The sequence below is a fragment of the Lelliottia jeotgali genome (genome assembly GCF_016771845.1).
In the GTDB taxonomy this organism is placed as follows: Bacteria; Pseudomonadota; Gammaproteobacteria; order Enterobacterales; family Enterobacteriaceae; genus Enterobacter; species Enterobacter jeotgali.
This window is the reverse complement of sequence record NZ_JAENMQ010000001.1, coordinates 1,049,844-1,071,225: the sequence shown is the minus strand read 5'-3', so window position 1 is coordinate 1,071,225 and position 21,382 is coordinate 1,049,844. Positions and strand designations below refer to the sequence as shown.

At 52.2% G+C, this 21,382-nt stretch carries 19 protein-coding genes and 1 tRNA gene; 11 read left to right on the top strand and 9 right to left on the bottom strand.

Translation table 11 applies throughout. The annotated features are described in order from the left end of the window. The first annotated feature begins 635 nt into the window (after positions 1 to 635). From JBO43_RS05065 to mgtE, 6 genes are all read left to right on the top strand, one after another. A complete protein-coding gene (locus JBO43_RS05065) occupies positions 636 to 1,754 on the top strand; it encodes a porin OmpC (protein ID WP_095282718.1) in 1,119 nt (372 codons plus the stop codon). A gap of 117 nt (positions 1,755 to 1,871) precedes the next feature. After that, positions 1,872 to 2,927: an FAD:protein FMN transferase ApbE gene (apbE, locus tag JBO43_RS05060; protein ID WP_095282717.1), complete on the top strand. Its 1,056-nt coding sequence runs from the start codon at positions 1,872 to 1,874 to the stop codon at positions 2,925 to 2,927. Positions 2,928 to 2,999: 72 nt separating this feature from the next. Beyond that, positions 3,000 to 4,064, top strand: a complete 1,065-nt coding sequence (gene ada, locus JBO43_RS05055; protein ID WP_202673958.1) for a bifunctional DNA-binding transcriptional regulator/O6-methylguanine-DNA methyltransferase Ada — start codon at positions 3,000 to 3,002, stop codon at positions 4,062 to 4,064. Continuing rightward, positions 4,064 to 4,714, top strand: coding sequence for a DNA oxidative demethylase AlkB (gene alkB / locus JBO43_RS05050; protein WP_103949626.1), 651 nt, complete (start codon positions 4,064 to 4,066; stop codon positions 4,712 to 4,714). The genes ada and alkB overlap by 1 nt, the downstream gene beginning before the upstream one ends. A 76-nt stretch (positions 4,715 to 4,790) precedes the next feature. Next, positions 4,791 to 6,434, top strand: coding sequence for a multidrug ABC transporter permease/ATP-binding protein (locus JBO43_RS05045; protein ID WP_103947207.1), 1,644 nt, complete (start codon positions 4,791 to 4,793; stop codon positions 6,432 to 6,434). Positions 6,435 to 6,623: 189 nt separating this feature from the next. Then, positions 6,624 to 8,060, top strand: coding sequence for a magnesium transporter (gene mgtE / locus JBO43_RS05040; protein ID WP_095282713.1), 1,437 nt, complete (start codon positions 6,624 to 6,626; stop codon positions 8,058 to 8,060). Here the strand turns inward: mgtE and JBO43_RS05035 are convergent. Next, on the bottom strand, positions 8,023 to 9,300 hold the full coding sequence (locus tag JBO43_RS05035) for a SulP family inorganic anion transporter (protein WP_237729927.1): 1,278 nt from the start codon (positions 9,298 to 9,300) through the stop codon (positions 8,023 to 8,025). The two genes, mgtE and JBO43_RS05035, sit on opposite strands and share 38 nt — an antisense overlap. Before the next feature lie 238 nt (positions 9,301 to 9,538). Between JBO43_RS05035 and mqo the strand changes: the two genes are divergently transcribed. Next, positions 9,539 to 11,194: a malate dehydrogenase (quinone) gene (gene mqo, locus JBO43_RS05030; protein WP_103949623.1), complete on the top strand. Its 1,656-nt coding sequence runs from the start codon at positions 9,539 to 9,541 to the stop codon at positions 11,192 to 11,194. Positions 11,195 to 11,239: 45 nt separating this feature from the next. Here mqo and eco read toward each other — a convergent pair whose 3' ends face one another. Further along, the gene (gene eco / locus JBO43_RS05025; RefSeq protein ID WP_095282710.1) at positions 11,240 to 11,749 is read right to left on the bottom strand and encodes a serine protease inhibitor ecotin; all 510 of its coding nucleotides are present in this window, start codon (positions 11,747 to 11,749) and stop codon (positions 11,240 to 11,242) included. Between the two features lie 203 nt (positions 11,750 to 11,952). Here eco and JBO43_RS05020 point away from each other — a divergent pair, with 203 nt between their 5' ends. Both JBO43_RS05020 and JBO43_RS05015 read left to right on the top strand, forming a co-directional pair. Further along, entirely contained in the window at positions 11,953 to 12,213 is a 261-nt protein-coding gene (locus tag JBO43_RS05020; RefSeq protein ID WP_095282709.1) for a DUF2534 family protein, read from the top strand. Positions 12,214 to 12,580: 367 nt separating this feature from the next. Further along, positions 12,581 to 13,846 carry a hypothetical protein gene (locus JBO43_RS05015; protein WP_202673835.1) on the top strand — a complete coding sequence of 422 codons (1,266 nt, stop codon included), beginning with the start codon at positions 12,581 to 12,583 and terminating at the stop codon, positions 13,844 to 13,846. 45 nt (positions 13,847 to 13,891) lie between these two features. Here JBO43_RS05015 and JBO43_RS05010 read toward each other — a convergent pair whose 3' ends face one another. From JBO43_RS05010 to JBO43_RS04990, 5 genes are all read right to left on the bottom strand, one after another. Continuing rightward, the gene (locus JBO43_RS05010; RefSeq protein WP_157738411.1) at positions 13,892 to 14,551 is read right to left on the bottom strand and encodes a helix-turn-helix domain-containing protein; all 660 of its coding nucleotides are present in this window, start codon (positions 14,549 to 14,551) and stop codon (positions 13,892 to 13,894) included. A 79-nt stretch (positions 14,552 to 14,630) separates the two neighbouring features. Then, positions 14,631 to 14,870 (bottom strand): DinI family protein, encoded by a 240-nt coding sequence (locus JBO43_RS05005; protein WP_095282706.1) that lies wholly within the window; start codon positions 14,868 to 14,870, stop codon positions 14,631 to 14,633. A gap of 123 nt (positions 14,871 to 14,993) precedes the next feature. Further along, positions 14,994 to 15,070, bottom strand: a tRNA-Pro gene (locus tag JBO43_RS05000). Between the two features lie 72 nt (positions 15,071 to 15,142). Continuing rightward, positions 15,143 to 16,903, bottom strand: coding sequence for an LPS biosynthesis-modulating metalloenzyme YejM (gene yejM / locus JBO43_RS04995; protein WP_095282705.1), 1,761 nt, complete (start codon positions 16,901 to 16,903; stop codon positions 15,143 to 15,145). 19 nt (positions 16,904 to 16,922) lie between these two features. Next, a complete protein-coding gene (locus JBO43_RS04990) occupies positions 16,923 to 17,150 on the bottom strand; it encodes a YejL family protein (protein ID WP_095282704.1) in 228 nt (75 codons plus the stop codon). Between the two features lie 134 nt (positions 17,151 to 17,284). Here JBO43_RS04990 and yejK point away from each other — a divergent pair, with 134 nt between their 5' ends. After that, positions 17,285 to 18,292, top strand: coding sequence for a nucleoid-associated protein YejK (gene yejK / locus JBO43_RS04985; protein ID WP_202673834.1), 1,008 nt, complete (start codon positions 17,285 to 17,287; stop codon positions 18,290 to 18,292). A gap of 50 nt (positions 18,293 to 18,342) precedes the next feature. Here yejK and rplY read toward each other — a convergent pair whose 3' ends face one another. Both rplY and JBO43_RS04975 read right to left on the bottom strand, forming a co-directional pair. Next, complete coding sequence (rplY, locus tag JBO43_RS04980) at positions 18,343 to 18,627, bottom strand: 50S ribosomal protein L25 (protein ID WP_095282702.1); 285 nt, start codon at positions 18,625 to 18,627, stop codon at positions 18,343 to 18,345. Between the two features lie 123 nt (positions 18,628 to 18,750). Next, on the bottom strand, positions 18,751 to 20,511 hold the full coding sequence (locus JBO43_RS04975) for a DNA repair helicase RadD (protein ID WP_202673833.1): 1,761 nt from the start codon (positions 20,509 to 20,511) through the stop codon (positions 18,751 to 18,753). Positions 20,512 to 20,661: 150 nt separating this feature from the next. On the opposite strand from JBO43_RS04975, the gene rsuA reads away from it, so the two are divergent. Continuing rightward, the gene (gene rsuA / locus JBO43_RS04970) at positions 20,662 to 21,369 is read left to right on the top strand and encodes a 16S rRNA pseudouridine(516) synthase RsuA (RefSeq protein ID WP_095282700.1); all 708 of its coding nucleotides are present in this window, start codon (positions 20,662 to 20,664) and stop codon (positions 21,367 to 21,369) included. The last annotated feature ends 13 nt before the right edge of the window (positions 21,370 to 21,382 follow it).

Sequence of the window (21,382 nt, the reverse complement as noted above, 5' to 3'; positions counted from 1 at the left end):
ATTGAATTGCGCGTGGCTGAGTGATTCAGAAAGTGTACAAGAGTGATAGAACTGTACAAATATTTGGCAAGATGCTCGAAAAATAGCACTAATTAACAAGAAATTAAAGATTGTTAAATTTCAGGAAAGAATCAGAAAGGCAATTAATGATTAATTAATAGTCGTTATAATTTCAGTGCGGTAGCACAAATCAATTCAGTTTACGTAAAGAAGAGTAAAAAAAAACCGAATGCAGTGCACTCGGTTGAATTAGGGATAAACAGACATTCAAAGCTGAATGACGGTAATAAATAAAGTTAATGATGATAGCGGGAGTTATTTTAGTGATTTGGATGGATTTTGTTTTGACAATCAGTGCGGTAATGTATTCTTTCGCTAAGTCTTTGGTATTACATGTATTAACTGGGTTGTTGCTTTAAAGTGCTATATTTTTTAGCTATTCGTGCTAATGAAAAGTTCCCTCTTATTTACAAAATGAAACATGTTCGTAGATAAATGAAACATCTTCAAAGTTTTAGTATCATAATCTTATTGGATTATTCTGTATTTTTGCGGAGAATGAAGTTGCCGACTGGTTAAGAGGGTTAATCAGTAAGCAGTGGTAATAATAAGGCATATAACAGAGGGTTAATAAAATGAAAGTTAAAGTACTGTCCCTCCTGGTACCAGCTCTGCTGGTAGCAGGCGCAGCAAATGCGGCTGAAATTTATAATAAAGACGGCAACAAATTAGATCTGTTCGGTAAAGTCGACGGCCTGCACTATTTCTCCGACGACAAAGGTAACGACGGCGATCAGACCTACATGCGTATCGGCTTCAAAGGCGAAACTCAGGTTAACGATCAACTGACCGGTTACGGCCAGTGGGAATATCAGGTTCAGGGCAACACCACCGAAAGCGACAACCAGTCCTGGACGCGTGTTGCGTTCGCGGGTCTGAAATTCGCTGACGCGGGTTCTTTCGATTACGGTCGTAACTACGGCGTGATCTATGACGTGACCTCCTGGACTGACGTTCTGCCAGAATTTGGCGGCGACACCTACGGTTCTGACAACTTCCTGCAATCCCGTGCTAACGGCGTAGCTACTTACCGTAACCAGGACTTCTTCGGTCTGGTTGATGGTCTGAACTTCGCTCTGCAGTATCAGGGTAAAAACGGCAGCGCAAGCGGTGAAAACGACACTGGTCGCAGCACGCTGAAACAGAATGGTGACGGTTACGGTGGATCCCTGACTTACAACCTGGGCGAAGGCTTCAGCATCGGTGGTGCAGCGTCTTCCTCTAAACGTACTGCTGACCAGAATGGCGCGGTTGTGTATGGTCAGGGTGACCGCGCGGATGTTTACAGCGGTGGTCTGAAATACGATGCCAACAACATCTACCTGGCAGCGCAGTATTCTCAGACTTACAACGCAACGCGTTTCGGTAACTCTCAGAACAACAGCACTGTTTACGGCTTCGCGAACAAAGCGCAGAACTTCGAAGTGGTTGCTCAGTACCAGTTCGACTTCGGTCTGCGTCCATCCGTGGCTTACCTGCAGTCTAAAGGTAAGGACGTAAGCAACAGCACCACCAACTTCGGCGATCAGGATCTGCTGAAATATGTTGATGTTGGCGCGACTTACTACTTCAACAAAAACATGTCCACCTACGTGGATTACAAAATCAACCTGCTGGATGAAAACACCTTCACCAAACAGGCTGGTATCGGTACTGATGATATCGTCGCTCTGGGTCTGGTTTACCAGTTCTAAGACACGCTCAGTAACACAAAAGGGGCCAAATGGCCCCTTTTTCTCTTCTCTTTTTGCGGTCTTACCTGCGTCATGTTTTGGTATACTCTTGCCGCCCAGGCATGAGGATAATAACCAATGGACATGACTTTTTGGCGCGCCGGACTTCTGGCGAGCGTTTTATTACTGGCGGCATGCGACTCTTCCACCTCAGCGGTAAAAACCGAAACCCCTGCGGCCACCGTGCTCGAAGGGAAGACCATGGGGACGTTCTGGCGTGTCAGCATTATCAATGTTGATACCAAACGCGCGGACGAACTACGCGATAAAATTCAGTCACAGCTCGACGCTGACGATCAACTGCTCTCTACGTATAAAAATGACTCAGCGCTGATGCGCTTTAACCTGTCGAACAGCACTTCCCTGTGGCCGGTCAGCGAAGCGATGGCCGATATCGTGACCGAGTCTCTGCACATTGGCTATAAAACCAATGGCGCAATGGATATTACCGTCGGGCCGTTGGTCAATCTGTGGGGTTTTGGCCCAACAAAACAACCTGAACATGTGCCCGATCAGGCACAAATCGACGATGCCCGCGCGCGTACCGGTTTGCAGCATCTGACGGTGATCAATCAATACGGGCAGCAGTACCTGCAAAAAGACATTCCCGATCTGTTTGTTGACCTGTCGACAGTCGGAGAAGGCTACGCTGCGGATCATCTGGCTACGCTAATGGCGCAGGAAGGTATCTCACGCTATCTGGTCTCGGTGGGCGGTGCGCTGGTGAGTAGGGGCCTGAACGCCAGCGATAAGCCCTGGCGTGTAGCGATCCAAAAACCGACCGATACCCAAAATGCGGTCCAGGCGGTGGTGGACATTAACGGCCACGGTATCAGCACGTCTGGCAGCTACCGCAACTATTACGAGCTGGATGGAAAGCGAGTTTCGCACGTTATCGATCCAAATACCGGTCGTCCGATCGAACACAATCTGGTTTCCGTCACCGTCATCGCGCCAACTGCGCTGGAGGCCGATACCTGGGATACGGGGCTGATGGTCCTCGGCCCGGAGAAAGCCAAACAGGTGGTGCGACAAGAAGGGCTGGCGGTGTATATGATAACCAAAGAGGGCGAGAGTTTTAAAACCTGGATGTCGCCACAGTTCCAGGGCTTCCTCGTCAGCGAACAAAATTAAAAAGCAAGGTTGCGGGTTTTTGTTCAGTGGCGCTCAGGCATTGTATGAGTATGCTTGTAAGAGGAGCCGATGATGAAAAACCTGACCCTGAATACCGATGAACAACGCTGGCTGGCTGTGCTGGCCCGCGATGTTAATGCCGATAACCAGTTTGTCTTTGCCGTCCAGACAACCGGCATCTATTGCCGTCCCTCCTGTCGGGCGCGTCACGCGCTGCGTAAGAATGTTCATTTCTATCCCGATTCTTTTCATGCCGAACAGGCAGGGTTTCGCCCCTGCAAACGCTGTGCGCCGGATAAAGCTGATCCACTGGCGCAAAAAATGGCCAAAATCGAAAGGGCCTGCCGCCTGCTGGAAAGTGATTCGACGCTAACCCTGAATGCACTTGCCGATCAGGTGGCGATGAGTCCGTTTCATTTTCACCGTCTGTTTAGATCGGTGACGGGCATGACGCCCAAAGCCTGGCAACAGGCGGCACGAGCCCGACGTTTGCGCACGTCTCTCACGGCGGGAGAAAAAATTACTGACTCAGTGTTAGCCGCCGGATTCCCCGACAGCAGCAGCTATTATCGAAAAGCCGATGACACGCTGGGTATGACGGCGAAACAGTATCGCAGCGGCGGAAGCGACGTGACCGTGCGCTACGCCATCAGCGACTGCGATCTGGGCCGTTGTCTGGTCGCAGAAAGCCAGCGTGGGATCTGCGCAATTCTGCTGGGCGATAATGATGATTCTTTGATCGAAGAAATCCACACGCTCTTTCCTCTGGCGCACTCAGAATCGCCAGAGGGTGAATTTGCAAAAAGGCTCCACCAGGTCATTAACAGCCTGGATAACAGCAGTAATACTTTGGCACTCCCGCTGGATATTCGCGGGACTGCGTTTCAGCAGCAGGTCTGGCAAACCCTGCGCTCTATTCCTTGCGGTGAAACGGCCAGCTATCAGCAGATCGCCAGCGCTATCGGTAAACCGAAAGCCGTGCGGGCAGTCGCGAGCGCCTGTGCGGCAAATAAACTGGCAATCGTCATCCCCTGTCACCGCGTGGTGCGAAACGACGGCGCTCTGTCCGGCTATCGCTGGGGAACGGCGCGAAAAGCGCAGTTGTTGCAACGTGAAGCAAAAAACCAGGAGGAGTGATGCTGGATCTGTTTGCGGATAGCGATCCCTGGGAAGAGCCTTTAGCGCCCGGCGCGGTGATTTTGCGCCGCTTTGCTTTAGCACGCGCAGAGACCTTATTTCAGGGCATTGAAGCCGTAGCCGCTATTTCGCCGTTCCGCCACATGGTCACGCCGGGCGGCTACACGATGTCGGTGGCGATGACCAACTGTGGCAATCTGGGCTGGGCGACGAACGAAAGAGGATATCTCTATTCGCCCGTCGATCCCAAAACGGGTCATCAGTGGCCGAAAACACCTGAGGTTTTCAGTTCGCTGTGCTATGACGCAGCGGTTGCAGCAGGCTATCCGCATTTTCGGCCCGACGCCTGCCTGGTCAACCGCTACGCGCCAGGGGCGAAACTGTCGCTGCATCAGGATAAAGACGAGCCCGACCTGCGCGCGCCGATTGTGTCTGTTTCGCTGGGCCTGCCCGCTATCTTTCAGTTTGGCGGTTTACGTCGCAGCGATCCGCTTAAACGCCTGATGCTTGAACACGGCGATGTAGTGGTGTGGGGTGGAGAGTCACGGCTGTTTTATCACGGGATTCAACCCCTTAAACCCGGTGTGCATCCGCTGGCGGGGGAGTATCGCTATAATCTGACTTTCCGTCAGGCGGCTGATAGCGAATAAAAATAAGAATTATTCTTGATGTAACCGTCGGGCAGTTTACACTGCTGGCTGTTTTTTCTTGTCCGGATTGCTTTGCATGCAACTACTTCTCCTTGTCTGGCGTCAGTACCGCTGGCCGTTTGTCGCGGTCATGGCGCTCAGCCTTGCCAGCGCCGCGCTGGGCATTGGGCTTATCGCCTTTATAAACGTGCGTTTGATTGAAATGGTCGATACCCAACTGTCGGTTTTGCCGGAGTTTCTCGGCCTGCTGCTGCTATTAATGGCAGTCACCCTGGCCTCACAGCTGGCGCTGACGGCGTTGGGGCACCATTTTGTCTATCGCCTGCGTGGCGAATTTATCAAACGGATCCTCGACACCCAGGTTGAGCGTATCGAACAGCTGGGCAGTGCGTCATTGCTCGCGGGGCTGACCAGCGATGTGCGTGCCATTACCATCGCGTTCGTGCGCTTGCCGGAGCTGGTACAGGGCATCATTCTGACTTTCGGGTCAGCGGCTTATCTGGCGTGGCTGTCGACCAAAATGCTGGCCGTGACCGCAATCTGGATCGTAGTCACTATCTGGGGCGGCTATCTGCTGGTGTCGCGCGTGTACAAACACATGGCGGTGCTGCGCGAAACAGAAGACAAGCTCTATAACGATTATCAGACGGTGCTGGAAGGGCGTAAAGAGTTGACGCTGAACCGCGAACGCGCCGAGCACATCTTCAATAATCTCTATATCCCGGATGCGCGCGAGTATCGGCATCACATTATCCGCGCCGATACTTTCCACCTGAGCGCGGTGAACTGGTCGAATATCATGATGCTGGGCGCAATTGGTCTGGTGTTCTGGATGGCGAACAGCCTCGGTTGGGCCGATACCAACGTGGCGGCGACCTACTCGCTGACGCTGCTGTTCCTGCGCACGCCGCTGCTTTCTGCCGTTGGCGCACTGCCGACGCTGCTTAGTGCGCAGGTGGCGTTCAGAAAACTCAATCAGTTTGCGCTGGCGCCGTTCCGCGCAGAATTCCCGCGCCCACAAGCCTTTCCGAACTGGAAAACGCTGGAACTGCGTAACGTCACTTTCCATTATCAGGATCATAATTTTGCGGTCGGCCCGGTGAATCTGACGATCAATCGTGGCGAACTGCTGTTCCTGATTGGCGGCAACGGTAGCGGGAAATCGACTCTGGCGATGCTCCTGACCGGGCTGTATCAACCGCAGTCGGGCGAAATTTTGCTGGATGGTCAAGCCGTGTCGGTCGAGAAGCCGGAGGATTATCGCAAACTCTTTTCTGCCGTCTTTACCGACGTGTGGCTATTCGACCAGCTGTTAGGTTCCGAAGGCAAACAGGCCGATCCTGAGCTGGTGGCAAAATGGCTTGAACAGCTGAAAATGTCCCATAAACTGGAGCTACAGGACGGGAAAATCCTCAATCTCAAGCTGTCGAAAGGGCAGAAAAAACGCGTGGCGCTGCTGCTGGCGTTAGCGGAAGAGCGTGACATCATTTTGCTGGACGAATGGGCGGCCGATCAGGACCCGCACTTCCGCCGCGAGTTTTATCAGGTGTTGCTGCCATTGATGCAGGAAATGGGTAAGACTATTTTCGCCATCAGCCATGACGATCACTACTTCATTCACGCCGACCGCCTGCTGGAGATGCGTGACGGTCAGCTCAGTGAACTGACCGGCGACGAGCGCGATGCGGCGTCGCGGGATGCGGTGGCGCGAACCGCATAAACTGTTTTGCCCGGCGGCACTGCGTTTGCCGGGCCTACAAAACCGTAGGCCGGGTAAGGCGTAGCCGCCACCCGGCACAAAACCTCTCACTATCCGCCGCTTTTTTATCCATTCCGGCTATTTGTTTATTATCATTTACATTCCCCCGCGCTATGCTTGATATCACCTTATTTCATGGATTTATGATTGATGTCGTTGATAAACAAAAACAGCGCAAGGCTGCGCGATCAGGAGCGTGCCCGACTTATCTGGCTCCTCACTACTGATAAAGCAGTCACGTCGGCGTTATTAGGTAAATTAACCCTGGCTGAGCAATATGACGTCGGTACCTTGTCCGACGATATTGCTGAGGTAGGGGCGCTGGTAGCCCATTTGCCGCCGCCGGATCTGGCGGATACCCTCGAATCTCTCCCCTCTGAAGAGCGTCATGCCCTATGGCGACTGGTGCAGGATCATGAACGTGGTCAGGTACTTCTGGAAGCTTCTGAAAACGTCTGGGACGATCTCATTGATGAGATGAGCGACCGTGAACTTCTTGATGCCGTACAGACCCTGGATATCGACGAACAGATCTACCTTGTCCAACACCTGCCGCGAAATCTGACTGGCCGGTTGCTGGCGTCGCTGCCAGCCGAAGAACGTGCCCGCGTGCGGCAGGTGATGAATTTCGATAAGGACAGCGTCGGCGCGATCATGGAATTCGAAGTGATCATGGTGCGCCCGGATGTCACGCTGGCAACCGTGCAGCGCTATCTGCGCCGACTGGGGAAAATGCCTGAGAACACCGATAAATTGTTTGTCACGGCGCGCGACAAAACGTTGCTCGGTGAGTTAACGCTGCAAACCATCCTGCTCAAAGGTACGCAGTGCCGGGTGAGTGAGGTTATGGAAACCCAGCCGATGGTTTTCTCACCCGAAGACGATGCCGAAAAAGCCGCGCGTACCTTCGAACGTGACAACCTGATCAGTGCCGCCGTGGTCGATTCTGTCGGCAAACTGATGGGCCGTGTGACGATCGATGAGATCGTTGACGTGGTGTACGAAGAAACCGACAACGATTTACGTGCGTTAGGCGGTTTAAGCGCCGAGGATGACGTTCACGCCTCCGTCGGTAAGGCGGTTAAAACGCGCTGGGCGTGGCTGGCCATTAACCTTTGCACCGCTTTTATTGCTTCTCGTGTGATCGACGGCTTCGAACATACCATTTCACAGCTGGTGGCGCTGGCCTCACTGATGCCCATTGTGGCGGGGATTGGCGGTAACACCGGTAATCAAACCATTACTATGATTGTACGTGCTCTGGCGCTGGAGAAAATCCAGCCCGGTAACTTCACGTTTCTGATCTTCAGAGAGATGGGCGTAGCGCTGATTAACGGCCTGGTCTGGGGCGGAATCATGGGCGGCATCACCTGGTGGCTTTACGACGATATGGCGCTGGGCGGGGTGATGATGCTGGCAATGGTGCTAAACCTGTTGGTGGCGTCGATGATGGGAGTCATTATCCCACTGGCTATGACCCGCTTTGGGCGCGACCCCGCAGTGGGGTCGAGCGTGATGATCACCGCCATTACCGATACCGGCGGCTTCTTTATTTTCCTTGGTCTGGCGACGATTTTCCTGCTTTAACCTTGTGTTTGTGTTTGTGTTTGTGTTTGTGTTTGTGTTTTAGGCGGGCAGGGATTATCGCCATCACGATAATTCCGCCCACTACGCCAATCGCCAGATTGCCGGTGAATACGGTGGCTGCAACGGTTACTAGCATCACCGCCGTTTCCGCGACTGGTACAGCCTTAACGGCTGCTGGCTGAACGCTGTGCCAGTTGAAGGTTTTGAACGCCACAATAGCCATGATACCGGCCAGCACCGCCATCGGGATTTTGGCCATCACTTCACTCAGTGCCGTCACCAGAAGCAGCAAAATAACCCCCGCAGCCAGCGTAGAGATACGGCTGCGACCTTTCCCCATCTCCACATTGACGATGGTTTGCCCGATCATCGCGCAACCGGCGATACCGCCATAAAAACCCGACATAATGTTCGCCACGCCCAGCCCGATGCTCTCCCGGCGCTTGCTGGACGGCGTCAAGGTCAGTTCATCAACCAGTTTCGCGGTCAGTAGCGATTCCATCAGACCGACAAACGCGATACTCAATGCGCAGGGCCAGATAATGCTCAGAGTTTGCATATTCAACGGCACCAGCAGCTGCGTCAGGCCTGGCAAACCGCCGCTCATGGAACCTTCATCGCCGACGGTCGGCAGAATTTGCCCGCTGGTCACAGTGAATATCGTTAATATCACAATGGCGATCAGCGGCGAGGGAACACTTTTGATAAAGCGTGGTGCCCAGATAACAATCAGCAATGTGAGCACAAACAGGCCGACGATCAGCGGGCTTTTGCTCCAGAAATGGGGAACCTGAGCAAAGAAAATTAAAACGCCAAGGGCGTTAACAAATCCGGTCATGACCGCTTGCGGAATAAAGCGCATCAGACGCGCCATGCCCAGTGCGCCAAACAGGATTTGAATGAGTCCGGCGAGGATCACCGCAGGCAGAATGTACTGCACGCCATGCTGATGCACCATCGGGCCGATCACCAGCGCGACGGAGCCAGCAGCAGCCGTGACCATCGCCGGGCGACCGCCGAAAACGGACATCGCCAGACACAGCACCACTGACGCAATCAGGCTCACCTTCGGATCAACCCCGGCGACCACAGAAAACGAAATCACCTCGGGGATCAGCGCCAGTGCGGTAATCACACCCGCTAATGTTTCTCGCATAAACAATTTGGGGGAGCGCAAAACGCTCGCCACACGGCCATCGTCAGGCGTCAGGGCAGGAGAGTGGGGTAATGACATAGGCATTCACTGGTTAGGGCAGGCTTCCGTGCGCGCGATCACAAAGTGCAGCATAGTAGCCACAAAAACCTCGCCTTGCCAGCCGCCTCTGTGGGTATCCCTACAATAATCCCAACATTTAATTTCACAATTACAATAATTTCTTAACCTTTAAACAATGTTTAAAAATTGTTAAGTTTGCCCCGCAGTTTATTTCACCTGCAATTTCCACCTAAAAAGCACGACTACAAGTAAGGCATAAATGATGAAAAAAATGACTGCCATGCTCTTTTCTATGGCCGTAGGGCTGAGCGCCATCTCGATGGCGGCGAAAGCTGATACCCCGAAAGAGCAGGAAACGGACGTCCTTTTAATTGGCGGCGGCATTATGAGCGCCACTCTGGGCACCTACTTACAAGAATTGCAGCCAGACTGGTCGATGACCATGGTTGAGCGCCTCGACGGCGTCGCGAAAGAGAGTTCGAACGGCTGGAATAACGCCGGTACGGGCCACTCGGCACTCATGGAACTGAACTATACCCCGCAGAAAAAGGACGGTTCCATTAGTATCGAGAAGGCGGTGGAGATCAATGAAGCATTCCAGATCTCCCGCCAGTTCTGGTCGCATCAGGTCAACAGCGGCGTGATGCACGATCCGCACTCGTTCATTAACACCGTTCCGCACATGAGCTTTGTCTGGGGCGACGATAACGTCAATTTCCTGCGCGCGCGCTATGCGGCACTCCAGCAGAGCAGCCTGTTCCGCGGCATGAAATATTCTGAAGATCATGCTCAGATCAAAGAGTGGGCGCCGCTGGTGATGGAAGGTCGCGACCCGAATCAGAAAGTGGCCGCCACGCGCACTGAGATCGGTACGGACGTGAACTACGGCGAAATCACCCGTCAGCTGGTGGGCGCTCTGCAGAAAAAAGACAACTTTAAACTGCAGGTCAGCACCGAAGTGCGCGGTTTCAAGCGCAATGCGGATAACAGCTGGAGCGTGACAGTCGCCGATCTGAAAAACAACGAAGCCGAGCACGTGATCAAGGCGAAGTTTGTCTTTATCGGTGCCGGTGGCGCAGCGCTGAAACTGCTGCAGGAGTCTGGTATTCCTGAAGCGGACGATTATGCAGGCTTCCCGGTCGGCGGCCAGTTCCTGGTGTCTGATAACCCGGAAGTGGTGAATCGCCATCTGGCGAAAGTGTACGGTCAGGCCTCTGTTGGCGCACCGCCAATGTCTGTTCCGCACATCGATACCCGTATTCTGGACGGTAAACGCGTGGTGTTGTTTGGGCCGTTCGCGACCTTCTCCACTAAATTCCTGAAAAATGGTTCCCTGTGGGATCTGCTCAGCTCCACGACCACCTCTAACTTTATGCCGATGGTGGACGTGGGCCTGGATAACTTCGATCTGGTGAAATACCTGATTAGCCAGGTGATGCTGTCCGATGATGACCGCTTCGCTGCCCTGCAAGAGTATTACCCGCAGGCTAAGAAAGCCGACTGGCGCTTGTGGCAGGCGGGCCAGCGCGTGCAGATTATTAAACGCGATCCGAAAGAGGGTGGTGTACTGCGCCTCGGTACCGAAGTGGTGAGCGACAAAGACGGCACCATTGCGGCGCTGCTTGGCGCATCGCCTGGTGCATCAACTGCCGCACCGATCATGCTGCATCTGATGGAAAAAGTGTTTAAAGACAAAGTCGCCAGCCCGGAATGGCAGGCGAAGCTGAAAACGATTATTCCTTCTTATGGCACTAAACTGAACGGGAATGTTGCCGCGACGGAACAAGAGCTGGAATACACCAGCGGCGTTCTGCAGCTTAAATACGAAAAACCGCAGGCAGCGGATGCGGCTCCACAGGCGCAACCGCAGGCAAAACCTCAGCCGGAATCCAAACCGGTCGCGGATATTGCCCTCTGAGTTAACGCAATACAAAAAGGCCGGGTATCGCTACCCGGCCTTTTTTTAACGCACGACGGCGTTTTCGACTTTCTCGTCTGCTTTCCAGACGCGGTATTTCACGTCGATATTCTCAGGCGTGTAGACCACAATCGGTAATTTGCTGTTGTAGCGCAGCAGACTGTTATCACCCAGATAGGCCGTCACGAACTGCTGGGTTTTCTTGCCATCCGGGCAGGCCATCATGGTTGAAACCGGTGACGTCACGTTATCAAACACGTAATAGTCATAGCCCCAGCCTTCGAGGGTTTTGCTCTCCAGTTTGCCACCCAGGCGATGACGGTTACAGTCCACTTCCAGGTTTTGCCCAATCAACAGCTCGACTTTAAACGCCGATTCATCTTCCTGAACCGGGAGCTGGATGACCTGGCGCTTCATGCCTTTTTCCGCCTGTGGATACGGCGCAGTCTTTTCAAGAGGCTGTGGCTTCTGCGTTTCGCTTGCGAAAGCGCTGGTGCTCATGCAGGCAGCGGTCAGAAGGGCAATGGCAAATTTAGGTGTGTTTTTCACATTCATTCCTTTTATGTCAAACAATCGATGCAAGATTAGCATAGCGTAGGCCAGTGTTTGGTTTGATTTACTTATATTTTGATTTCATAAGGTGGATTGAACTGCTTTGGTGGTGATGGTGCAGATTTAAATGCTGATATGGAATGAAAAGGACGATCGTGTTAGGGTAAGCGGAAATAATGTTATTCATCTGTAAAGGAAAGAGAGACATGGTCCGCGAAAAACTTAACACTCCGCAAGGCAGGAAGTTTTTACTGGCGCTGTTTGTGGTGTTTTTGATTGCCGCAGCTGGCGTTGGGCGAGCGACAATTGTCGGCGTGATTGAGCAGTACAACATTCCGCTCTCGCAGTGGACCACCAGCATGTATGTGCTGCAGTCTGCGATGATCTTTGTTTACAGTCTGGTATTTACGGTCCTTCTGGCTATTCCCCTTGGGATCTTTTTCCTCGGCGGCCCCGATAAGCGCTAAACACGAATACCTGATAGAAGAAGCCAGCCTGTGAGTTGGCTTTTTTATGCCTGATTGTTAGCTAATATCGTTTTATCATCGTTAAAAAGTTACTCGTGCGTTAAGTTGTTTAATGTCAGAAATATATTTAATTAACACCTATTATGTATACATTAAATAATGGCCATCCTATAAAAAACTTTCATTTATTGTATTCGTTGAGATGATTGCTTTCATTTTGTAATAACTCTATTCTTTGTCATACAAATCTAATTCACACAGTAATAGATTTAATGTAAACATTTTCAGCCCCACGAATAATGATGAAATTTTTAACGCATTTAATCTATGCGGGATTTTCTATTAAATAAATTTGATGAGTAATGCAATGAATAAAACAATTATTTCTCTGGTGGTACTTTCTGCTTTATCGATGTCTGCGCATGCAATGTCTATTGCGGATGCTGATGCAGAAGTCGCTCGCTCTGAGCGAGCCGTAGAATCTGCCCATGAGCAAGTTATTCACAATATACACAGTGTCTCTCATACGACGATGCAAGACGATCGCGATTTAATGAATGCTGCAGGTGAAATGCGTGCTCAGGCGTATGCTGACCAGCGTGCGGCAGTACAAGAAGCGCAGAATAAACAAGACACCGCTGATAAAGCTGAGATGATTGCAGAGCGAGATGCCAGAACGGCTGCAGCTCGTTTAAATACGCCGTCTGCAACGGCCAGCCGAAGCCTTGGCTGGACGATGGCGCCGGGTATCATCAAAGAATCCAACCCTGAAGGGCATCCCACTCATCAGGTTGACCCGATGGACCCTCACCACTGGACGCAAACGCCAGGCGTTGTGAAAGAGAGTAATCCGGCGGGGCATCCAACCCATCAAATTGGGCCAGCGACTCGTCTTGATAGTAGTACTGCGGATCATCAGGCAGCTAAAGCTGCGGCGAAAGCAGCAATGGCCCAACATAAGGCTGAGTTGTCTCAATACGGAATAAAACAGTCTGGCACCGCGACGTATTCAGAGCCTGCTCATGCGGTTAGCTATTCAGGCACCTCTTCTCGTCCAAATACCGGGGCGACGAATACGATGTTGTCCGGAATTAAAAATGACCCAACAGGTACGCCGACACATCAGCAATCTCCCGATATGGGCAAAAGCCTGACACAAGCGAATATTGCCCGAACAGAGCAACAAGCTGTAGCCCTTGCTGATGCGCGCCAGGCTGAAGCAGATAGTCAGGTTAAAGAGCATGCAATAGACATCGCGAACTACGGTGTCAAACGCACGGGCACAGCAACTTACAATGAACAGCCTCACGCGATGACTTACAGTGGTATCACGACGCGCCCAAACACCGGCGCGACAATCAACGTTGCCGCCAATACTCTTAAACCTGACACCCTCATTCAGGTTACCGATCGCACAACTGGTCGCAAAAGCGTGGTAAAAGCATCAACTCTGACGCCGTCTACTCAGATTAGCGTGCCGTTCCACGACGTTTTCCAGCATTCCGTAAAAGGTGGTAACAGCCATGAGAACGCCGTTTCTCACGGTGATCACGGCACGGGCACGGGTGCTGACAATGCGCATGACCACGCTTTTGGTGGACATGACGGTGCCGGTGGTGGATTCCATATGTAATTGCCGCGTTAGTAAAATTAAAAAGGCCATCAGTTGATGGCCTTTTTAATCGTTGCGATGTGAGTTCTGCTCATCATTAATAAAAATAAGCACCCCTCTCTGGATCCCAATGATGTTTTCTTTTTTCATGTCTGCCAGAATCCCCATCACGCCGCTGCGTGACAGTGCCGTTTTTTCAATAATATATTTGCAGGCATTCGTTTTCAGGCGATATTGTTCATTCTCGTTCATCAAATCAAACAGACAGTCACGAATGATATCGCGTGAACGAAGCCCGATACTATGATTACTCAGAGTGGAATGTAATCCCATAATATACAGAAGATAATTACTGTAGTCCTCCCATAACTTCTGCTCTCTGATTATCGTCATCGCACTTTTATATGGCAGGATAGCGACTTTTACCGCCGTTGCACTCATTAAATGGAATGCGTTTCCCATATAGTCTGGATGTGATATCCCCGCCACAAATGGCGCTTTCAATGTTCCTTTAAGAATGCCGTCATCGATGCGGGAAATATCGACCAGACCCTCGAGCAGTATTAAGCATGCCCGTTCTCCCTTGCGATCAAGATGAAGGAGACGATTAGCGGAAAAGTGTTCAATTTCTGCATGCGGAAGGAAGTGGTGAATCAGGCTGTCAATCTGAGCGAAAGGCTTAAAACGTGTCAGAGTGTGGAGCGGCATGACGACTTTGGGATTCATGATGTTGCCCATCAGCTGTTTACATTATTATTGCAGAAGTTATAAAGCGCGCAATCACGCGCTAAATCTGCACTAAGAATTACTCAGAAACCATCCACATATCGGCTTCATCAAACATTTCTTCGAGCATTCGGTTGAGCTTTTCACGATCGCTTTTGCTGGCATCGCTGTTTAATCCGTTAGCTTGCATGGGTTTAACCTTCACGACGGCATCCGGGAAAATCCGATGCACACGCTTTGTTAATTCATTCAGAATAATGTCACTCGCGCCGGGTAAACCTGCAACGTTGCGCTTGTCATACACCAGTTCAACAAACATAACTGCCTCATGATAACTGTTTTTATGTACAGTATTTTCACTGTAAAATGGGTGAGAGTCAAGCGGCGTGGATATGCAGGTATAAAAAAACCAACCGTAAAAGGTTGGTTTTTTTATATGTTTTGGTCGGCACGGAGAGATTTGAACTCTCGACCCTCGCCACCCCATGACGATGCGCTACCAGGCTGCGCTACGTGCCGACGTATGAAAAAGATACTACCTGTTTGCTAATTGATTGCAAGTCCGCACAGCGCTAACTGATTTAAAATTAATCAGTTAGCGATAAACCGTTTCTCATCGGTTAGTACTTGCAACAGCAGACTAAGCTGTGGTTTTTGGTCGTGTATCTTCTCACCCTGCAGGTTGTATGTCTGGTAATTCCCGTTGCTGTTCAGCACCAGAGTCAGCATAGGCGTTGTTACCGCCAGAGTATTTCCGCTGGCTGCCGTTACCCAGTTATGGCGACGTGTGGCGCTAAACAGGTCTTGCCCCTGTGAGTATTCATTAGCCGGGGTGCTGACATGCAGCAAACGTTGCATCAGCGTGGTCATTACATCTTTGTGTTCCGTCAGCATATTGATGCGCTGCGCGGGCGTGCCCGGCCAGTGAACCACGAGTGGCACGTGCAGGTTAGGGCGAGTCCAGTTCATGTCATTCGCTTCATCACCCAGCGGTACGCCGTGGCCCGCGGTAATAATGACTACCGTATTGTCCAGTTTGCCGGATTCGCGCAATGCCGTAATGACCCGTGCAATCTGAGTGTCGACATCGCCAGCTGCGCGGGCGTAGCGGCGAACAAAGCCTTTTTGATTGCTGTCATTAAGCGTGGTGCCGTTGAATGCTACCCATGAGAACCAGCGGTTATCTTCCTGCGCATAACGGTTAAGCCAGTTAACCCACTGACCGGCGGTTTGTTCGTCGGACTGATTTTTTGCCGCAGGCAGAGAGAAATCAGACAGCAGTGCCTGGCGATAGAGCGGGCTACTGAAACCGTCAGATGAGAACAGCCCAAGCTGATAACCCTGTTGGTTCAGAGACGTAATCAGCGCCGCAGGGGTACGCGAGGAAAGTACGCCGTCCATATAGCCTGCGGAAATACCGTAGAACAGACCAAAAATCCCGGCATCGGTGTTATTACCCGAACTCATATGCTGTGTGAAATTGATGTTTTGTTCAGCGAATTGTGCCAACGCAGGCATCTGCTTCTCGTAGCGTGAGTAGTTCAGGCCATCGACGGTAATGAGCAGAACGTTCTGGCCCTGGCCCATATCGCGATAGCGCAATTCACTCAGCGGATACTGAACCGACACCGCTTCCGGATTGCCTTGTTCTACCAGACGACGCTGGTATTCCTGGGCATCCAGTAGACCGTGTTTCTCAAGGAAACGACGGGCCGTCATTGGATAAGAGAGCGGCAGGTTGGCGCGCTGCATGGTAATCGGGCGATAGAAGTTCGCATCTGCCCAGATGTACATAATGTGTGAGCTGATAAACGCCACAAAAAACAGGGCGGCAATCGGCTGCGCGTAGTGACGACGTCGGGTGAGGCTACGCAGTTTTTGCCAGCTCCAGGTGGCAAACAGCATCTCAATCAGCAGGATAATCGGCACGCTGATAAACATCAGCTGCCAGTCACGTGCGGTTTCGTTCTGGTCGGGATTGATCACCAGTTCCCAGACGATCGGATTGAGATGGAGATGAAAACGGGTGAAAACTTCACTGTCGATCAGTAACAGGGTCATGCCGACAGTGGCGAGGATGGCGGATAAGAACCGCATCAGCCGCTGCGACATCACAATAAACGTCAGAGGGAACAGAATCAGCAGATAGGTGGCGAAAACCAAAAAGCTAAAGTGCCCGACAACGCTTATCCAGGAGTAAATACGCCCGGTCAACGTCGTCGGCCAGTCGGCCACTAACAGATAACGGCTGCCGAGCACCATGGCCAACAGAATGTTGAACAAGGCGAACCAGTGCCCCCAGCTAACCATCTGGGAGACTTTTTCACGGTAGCGCTGACGATTCGTCACCATAGACTGTCGTTCGTTTCCCTTAGTGCGCCTGGTCGTCGCTCACTGAAGACTGCAAAGCCTGGGCGAATGATTTTGCGATCGCCTGACGTTGAGCCGGAGCAACGCTGGTATTGATAAGGTTGGTGACCATATTTCCCAAAACCATCAGGGAAAGATCGGTCGGCGTTTTATGTTTTTCAAGTACGTTGACCATCTCACTGAGGAGTTGTTCAACGTGTTCATCACTATAGCGGGAATGTTGTGGCATAAATCGAAATCAGTTTGTTGATGAAAGGGCAACATATTACCGTAGCAACAGCTTTTTTTCCCCTTTTTTATCTTCTATTGCACACATGCGTGGGTGGTGGTTGAATACCGCCCGGTCTTAAAGGAGAGTTTATCATGAGTCTGGATATCAACCAGATTGCCTTGCACCAGCTTATCAAGCGCGATGAGCAAACCCTGGAGCTGGTGCTTCGCGATTCGTTACTGGAATCTACGCCTACCGTTACGGAAATGATGGCGGAGCTGCATCGCGTCTACAGCGCGAAAAATAAAGTCTACGGCATGTTCAACGAAGAGAGTGAACTGGCCGAAAGCCTGCGTCTGCAACGCAAGGGCGACGAAGATTTCCTGGCGTTTAGCCGCGCGGCGACCGGTCGTCTGCGTGACGAGCTGGCAAAATATCCATTTGCTGACGGCGGGATTGTCCTGTTCTGCCAGTATCGCTACCTGGCCGTTGAGTATTTGTTGATAACGGTTCTCAGTAATCTGAGCAGCATGCGCGTTAACGAGCAAATGGATATCAGCTCCACCCACTATCTGGATATCAATCACGCCGACATCGTGGCGCGTATCGATTTGACCGAATGGGAAACCAATCCGGAATCGACCCGCTATCTGACCTTCCTGAAAGGACGCGTAGGCCGCAAAGTTGCCGATTTCTTTATGGATTTCCTCGGTGCCACCGAAGGTCTGAACGCCAAAGCACAGAACAAAGGGCTGCTGCAAGCAGTGGATGATTTCACCGCCGAAGCGCAGCTCGATAAATCTGAGCGTCAAAACGTGCGTCAGCAGGTTTACAGCTACTGCAACGAACAGCTGCAGGCCGGGGAAGAGATTGAACTGGAATCCCTGTCGAAAGAGCTGTCAGGCGTCAGCGAAGTTAGCTTCCACAAATTTACGGCGGAGAAAGGCTACGAGCTGGAAGAGAGTTTCCCGGCGGATCGCAGCACGCTGCGTCAGCTCACCAAGTTTGCTGGTAGCGGCGGTGGGTTAACGGTGAATTTTGATGCCATGCTGCTGGGCGAGCGTATTTTCTGGGACCCGGCAACGGACACCCTGACCATCAAAGGCACCCCGCCGAACCTGCGCGATCAGCTGCAACGCCGGACTTCTGGCGGTAAATAACAGCCATAAAAAAACCCCGCAATGCGGGGTTTTTCTCAACTTGTTGGCGATTAAGCGCGAACGAAGTCGACGTGAGACAGTTTTGGCTTGAACGGGTGACGCTGAACAGCCTGAACTTTCACTTTTTCTTCTTTACCATCGAAAACGATAGTCAGAACTTCAGTGTAGAACCCTTCTTTAGTCTGCTGGTTCCAGACTTTGTCCTGGTCCAGTTCGATTGCGACTGGAGCAGCATCGCCACCATAGATGATAGCCGGGAACTTGTTAGCTGCGCGCAGGCGGCGGCTCGCACCCTTACCCTGCACAGAACGTACTTCTGCATTGATAGTAAACATTGATTTCTCTCTGTAAATAAGTCCTGCTACAGGCGACCCAGCAGCAGGTGAGTGTTCTGCCTCACGGATGTGAAGCGGGCGGCATTTTATACTCAAACGCCTTTCACATCAATCAAAAGTCCCTTAACCGCGCAATTCATTGGCCCGGCGGAAGCGTCCTTCGTAATCGAACACCTTTTCGCGCACCTGCCAGAACTGGCCTTTTTTACGTGCGACAACAAAATCAGGATGACGCAACAGCGCCTGATGATGAACGATATCAGCGGCGGTAATCCAGCGCAGAGGCACCCCTGGCGTGCGGGTGTGCGGGCGTATAAAGAGCTGCTCAAAGGCCATGCGCTGGGCGGGTGTATGCAGACGGAAACGTTCGCTGACGTCTGCGCCATCTTCATCGTAGTAGGTGATTTTCAGCCATTCGCCTTTCTCGTCGGCACCGGTTTGTAGTGCCATGCCGGAGCAGCGCAGCACCAGCGCGTCTTTGAGTTTCAGCGCGGCTTTCAGCATATCGTCGGGGTCGACCAGCACCGTATCGCACTCGCGACAGCGCCGCGCCGCGATGTCATTTTCAGCGTTACATTGCGGGCAATTTTTAAAGCGAAAGCGATAATCGCACTGCTCGCGATGGCCGTCGTCATCTTCAAACCAGCCCTGACAGCGACGGCCAAAATGTTCAATCAGCGTGCCGTCGGCGGTGGTTTTTCCCCAGAAAGTATTGGCGAAACCGCATCCTGGACAAAATACCTGCACCGGAACGTTACCGCTTTTGCCTTTTGGCGTACCTACCTCGGGCGAATAGAGATCGTGCGGATTCCCGGCGTAATCCAGAATCAGGCAGTCGGTCTTGCCGGGAGCCAGCCGTAGCCCGCGCCCGACAATCTGCTGATACAGGCTGACGGATTCGGTTGGGCGCAAAATGGCAATCAAATCGACGTGTGGGGCGTCAAAGCCGGTGGTCAGTACCGAAACGTTGACCAGATAGCGGAACTGCTGCGCTTTAAACGCGTCAATGAGCTTGTCGCGCTCAGGTCCCGGTGTTTCGCCGGTGATCAGCGCTGCGTCGTTAGCAGGGAGCAGGCCAGTCACTTCCCTGGCATGTTCGACGGTAGCCGCGAAAATCATCACCCCTTTGCGCGTCTGGGCGAACTCCTCAATCTGACTGATGATGTGCGGCGTGATGCGCTGCTGTTTTTTCAGCTCCTGATTCATGTCCGCTTCGCTGAACAGACCGTTACTCTGGGCCTGCAACCGGCTGAAATCATACTGAACGACGGGCATATCAAGACGCTCAGGCGGCGTAAGGTAGCCATGTTTGATCATGTAGCGCAGCGGCAGTTCATAGATGCAGTCGCGGAACAGCGCTTTTTCGTCACCGCGCACCATGCCGTGATAGTGGAACTGATAAATCCAGCCTTTGCCAAGGCGAAACGGTGTGGCGGTCAGCCCAAGCAGACGCACCTGCGGGTTCACCTCTTTCAGGTGGTTGAGGATTTGCTGATACTGGCTTTGGTCGTCATCGCTGATGCGATGGCACTCATCGACAATCAATAGCGAGAATTCACTGCGAAAATGCGGCAGATTTCGCGCCACCGACTGCACGCTACCGAACACCACTTTGCCGTGGCTCTCTTTACGCTTCAGCCCGGCAGCGAAGATATCGGCCTCCAGACCCAGCGCGCAGTATTTGGCGTGGTTTTGCGCCACCAGCTCTTTGACGTGAGCCAGCACCAGCACGCGGCCACGCGCCAGTCGCGCCAGTTCGGCTATCACCAGGCTTTTACCCGCCCCGGTGGGCAGGACGATGGCGGCAGGATCTGTGTGTTTGCGAAACCAGTCTAAGGTGGCGTCAACGGCTTCCTGCTGATAGGGGCGAAGTGTAAAAGTCATGGGCTCTCTAATTTGTTATCTCGCACATAGTATGCCACGAAACTTTTTCCCTTGAGTGGCGCAACCAGACCGCTATACTGGACAGTTCTTGACTGCTTCTTTTTCGGACATGTTGTCCGACTTCCAGCACCATAAAGGCTATAAGATTTCATGCGACTTGATAAGTTTATCGCTCAGCAACTCGGCGTAAGCCGCGCTATTGCCGGGCGTGAAATTCGCGCCAGCCGCGTTACCGTGGATGGCGATATTGTGAAAGACAGTTCTTTCAAACTCCTGCCAGAACATGACGTGGAGTTCGACGGCAACACGTTGGCTCAGCAGAACGGCCCGCGCTACTTCATGCTCAACAAGCCGGTAGGGTACGTGTGCTCTACGGACGACCCGGATCATCCGACGGTGCTCTATTTCCTCGATGTACCGGTGGCGCACAAGCTGCATGCGGCGGGGCGTCTGGATATCGACACCACCGGCCTGGTGTTGATGACCGACGACGGTCAGTGGTCGCACCGCATTACCTCTCCGCGTCATCACTGCGAAAAAACCTATCTGGTCACGCTCGAATCGCCGGTGTCTGACGATACCGCCGAGCAGTTTACCCAGGGTGTGCAGCTGCACAACGAGAAAGATCTCACCAAACCTGCAGTGCTGGAAGTGATCACCCCGACCGAAGTACGCCTCACCATCAGCGAAGGTCGTTATCATCAGGTGAAACGTATGTTCGCTGCTGTGGGTAACCGCGTGGTCGGCCTGCACCGCGAGCGCATCGGTGAGATTGCCCTTGATCCCGAGCTTGAACCCGGTGAATACCGCCCGTTGACGGAAGAAGAAATTGCCAGCGTTGGCATGACTTCCCGCTAATTTCAGGAGCACA

Excerpts from the sequence above, each read along its gene's own strand:
- JBO43_RS05010 (WP_157738411.1), bottom strand. The coding sequence starts at position 14,551 with ATGAATCCCAAAGTCGTCATGCCGCTCCACACTCTGACACGTTTTAAG.
- JBO43_RS05005 (WP_095282706.1), bottom strand. The coding sequence starts at position 14,870 with ATGTTTGTTGAACTGGTGTATGACAAGCGCAACGTTGCAGGTTTACCC.
- mgtE (WP_095282713.1), top strand. The coding sequence starts at position 6,624 with ATGTCGTTGATAAACAAAAACAGCGCAAGGCTGCGCGATCAGGAGCGT.
- JBO43_RS05065 (WP_095282718.1), top strand. The coding sequence starts at position 636 with ATGAAAGTTAAAGTACTGTCCCTCCTGGTACCAGCTCTGCTGGTAGCA.
- JBO43_RS05035 (WP_237729927.1), bottom strand. The coding sequence starts at position 9,300 with ATGCCTATGTCATTACCCCACTCTCCTGCCCTGACGCCTGACGATGGC.
- JBO43_RS05045 (WP_103947207.1), top strand. The coding sequence starts at position 4,791 with ATGCAACTACTTCTCCTTGTCTGGCGTCAGTACCGCTGGCCGTTTGTC.
- yejK (WP_202673834.1), top strand. The coding sequence starts at position 17,285 with ATGAGTCTGGATATCAACCAGATTGCCTTGCACCAGCTTATCAAGCGC.
- ada (WP_202673958.1), top strand. The coding sequence starts at position 3,000 with ATGAAAAACCTGACCCTGAATACCGATGAACAACGCTGGCTGGCTGTG.
- JBO43_RS05015 (WP_202673835.1), top strand. The coding sequence starts at position 12,581 with ATGAATAAAACAATTATTTCTCTGGTGGTACTTTCTGCTTTATCGATG.
- mqo (WP_103949623.1), top strand. The coding sequence starts at position 9,539 with ATGAAAAAAATGACTGCCATGCTCTTTTCTATGGCCGTAGGGCTGAGC.
- JBO43_RS04975 (WP_202673833.1), bottom strand. The coding sequence starts at position 20,511 with ATGACTTTTACACTTCGCCCCTATCAGCAGGAAGCCGTTGACGCCACC.
- JBO43_RS04990 (WP_095282704.1), bottom strand. The coding sequence starts at position 17,150 with ATGCCACAACATTCCCGCTATAGTGATGAACACGTTGAACAACTCCTC.
- rplY (WP_095282702.1), bottom strand. The coding sequence starts at position 18,627 with ATGTTTACTATCAATGCAGAAGTACGTTCTGTGCAGGGTAAGGGTGCG.
- JBO43_RS05020 (WP_095282709.1), top strand. The coding sequence starts at position 11,953 with ATGGTCCGCGAAAAACTTAACACTCCGCAAGGCAGGAAGTTTTTACTG.
- rsuA (WP_095282700.1), top strand. The coding sequence starts at position 20,662 with ATGCGACTTGATAAGTTTATCGCTCAGCAACTCGGCGTAAGCCGCGCT.
- eco (WP_095282710.1), bottom strand. The coding sequence starts at position 11,749 with ATGAATGTGAAAAACACACCTAAATTTGCCATTGCCCTTCTGACCGCT.
- alkB (WP_103949626.1), top strand. The coding sequence starts at position 4,064 with ATGCTGGATCTGTTTGCGGATAGCGATCCCTGGGAAGAGCCTTTAGCG.
- apbE (WP_095282717.1), top strand. The coding sequence starts at position 1,872 with ATGGACATGACTTTTTGGCGCGCCGGACTTCTGGCGAGCGTTTTATTA.
- yejM (WP_095282705.1), bottom strand. The coding sequence starts at position 16,903 with ATGGTGACGAATCGTCAGCGCTACCGTGAAAAAGTCTCCCAGATGGTT.